The organism is Microcoleus sp. OTE_8_concoct_300 (genome assembly GCF_031383065.1).
Lineage (GTDB): Bacteria > Cyanobacteriota > Cyanobacteriia > Cyanobacteriales > Microcoleaceae > Microcoleus.
Window position 1 is genome coordinate 1 of record NZ_JANMZH010000188.1, and the last position, 1,389, is coordinate 1,389.

General features: G+C 52.1%; 1 protein-coding gene and 1 pseudogene. One reads left to right on the top strand and one right to left on the bottom strand.

What is annotated here, in order from left to right; translation table 11 throughout:
* On the bottom strand, window positions 1–396 hold a 396-nt coding region (locus tag ACUVJL_RS09255; protein ID WP_445245572.1), incomplete at its 3' end, for an SGNH/GDSL hydrolase family protein.
* 84 nt (window positions 397–480) lie between these two features.
* On the opposite strand from ACUVJL_RS09255, the pseudogene ACUVJL_RS09260 reads away from it, so the two are divergent.
* Window positions 481–1,389, top strand: a pseudogene (locus tag ACUVJL_RS09260) (OmpA family protein); the annotation flags it as partial.

Sequence of the window (1,389 nt, forward strand, 5' to 3'; positions counted from 1 at the left end):
CAGGTTCGGCAGGTTGGGCAGCATGAAGTTGCGCGCGCCCAGGCTGTACAGCGAAGAAACAATCGTGGACAGGTTGACGATCGTCGGCGCGATGGCGGCCGCAGCATTGACGCCCGCGGCGCGCAAGTCATTGGCACCGCCCCACACAAAATACAGCGCATTGGGATCGGCGCTGCCTCCGCCCAACGAGGCAGTGAAACTGGCCAACTGCGACGTCATGCCGGTATTGGCCAACTGGCCCAGCGTGCTGGTCTGGGCCCCGGCCACCGCCAGGTCGTGCAGGGTGGCGCCCAGGCCGGTGGCCAGTACTTCCACCGCCACCGGGCCGTTGGAGAAGCGGCCCTGGAAATACGGGAACTGCAACTTGTATGTGTTTGGTGACAGCTTGTCAGACAACGGCAACCTGTTTGCGCTGACGGGCAATACCGTGCCGCAGTTCCCGTATTTCCCGAGCCGTCAGAGAAAATATATTTAGATGCGGTGGTCGAGAAGCTTCAATCGATACCAAACTTGCTAGAAGAGTCGGCATCGATATCGCAACCAGCAGAAATATTGGGGGAAATTAAACAGGATCTAAATGAAGCCGACAGCGCGATGGAAAGGCTCCAAACTCTGATTTTCGGCTCGCAAATGTCGGATATCGAGCAAGTGAAAATTCTGCTGGCAGAAAACGATTTGCCGGGGGTGCGCCACCTGATGGCAAGCATCAATGATAAATTAGGAAAACTGGAGCACCAAATCTACGATCCTCAAGAACTGATCGCGCTGATGCTACCTTGGATCGCTGAAATTCTCAGCCGCAAAATATCTGATTCTAGAGAAGAAGTTGTTAAGGCGATCGGGCCGATTATTGACGAAGTGATTCGGGCAAAAACTCTCGAAAACAAGTCGGCAATGAGTTCGGCCATAGCTGAGTTACTGCCCGATGCACTTGCTCAACAAATTGTCAATTCACCAGCGGATATTGCTAAGGCGATCGCCCCAGAAATCGGCTTGGCAATTCAAGAGCAAATTCGCCTCGACAAAGAGTCGATCGCCCAAGCCATCGCCCCGGAAATGGGCAAAGCGATTACAGCCCAAATAGCACTCGAACGCGACTCGATGGTGGATGCCCTCTATCCGGTAATTGGCAGTACGATCGCCAAATACATGGCAGAAGCGATTAAAACTATCAACGAAAAAGTATCAAATAGCTTAAGCATAGAAGGAGTTAGGCGCAAAATTCGCTCCCAAGTCCAAGGAGTCTCCGAAGCTGAATTAATTTTCCGAGAATCAATGCCTTTTACCGTCCAGGCAATATTCTTAATTCACAAAGCCTCGGGGTTAGTGATTGCCGAAGCTCAACACTCAGGCGAGTACCAATTAGAATCGGAAATGGTAGCAGGAATG